Raw genomic sequence first — 783 nt, forward strand, 5'->3', positions numbered from 1 at the left:
ACACTCGAACCAACAGCTATGCTGCCAACTATCGTAATCGTGCGCTCTGCCGCGAGAATGCTTCGCCAATTCATTTGAACCAAGGACCAAAGCTTTTAGGGTCATCGCTCAGCATGCCAGCCTTGCGAAGGTGAGCCGGCAAGTACCGAACAAAGGCTGTGAGCAGAAGCAGGAAGCACGGGATACCAATGGCAAACACAGAGACGTTCTCGCTCAATCCAATGAGCCTTCTGCATATGCCGATCAAGATCACAGAGTACAGACCGGCAGCCGCGATCGAGATGCAGCCGACGGTGCTAAGTATCTGACTAACGGCGTAGAGACGTGTCCAGTTCATCTGAACCAAGGTCCGAAGCTTTCAGGGTGGTCGCTTAGCATCCCAGCCTTGCGGAGATGGCTTGGCAAAGCTTTTGCAAGCCAATGAAGAGCACAAGAACTAACGGCACCCCTATTGACAGAAGCGCAACATTCTCATTCATATCGAAGGCCAGACGACATAGACCCGCGACGAGGAAGGACCAACAGCCAGCACCAATCGTCGAAGCAAGCGAAACCATTGTCCAAATTTGAACCGTCGCGTAGAGACGCCTCCAGTTCATTTAAACCAAGGACCAAATTTCTCAGGGTCATCGCTCAGCATGCCAGCCTTTCGTAATGGCTTCGGAAGATGCTTCGCAAAAACAAAAAAAAACATCAGAAACAACGGCACGCCAATTACCAACATTGATTCATTTTCACCGAGCTTAAAAGCTAATCGGCATAGCCCTGCAATAAGAAATGACC

The 783-nt window shown here is 50.2% G+C and carries 1 protein-coding gene; it reads right to left on the reverse strand.

The window, feature by feature from the left end; translation table 11 throughout:
* Nucleotides 1-595: 595 nt before the first annotated feature.
* On the reverse strand, nt 596-783 hold a 188-nt coding region (locus tag QCE69_RS39325), incomplete at its 5' end, for a hypothetical protein (protein WP_309936154.1).

It is taken from the genome of Caballeronia sp. LZ032, from assembly GCF_031451315.1.
Taxonomy (GTDB): Bacteria; Pseudomonadota; Gammaproteobacteria; order Burkholderiales; family Burkholderiaceae; genus Caballeronia.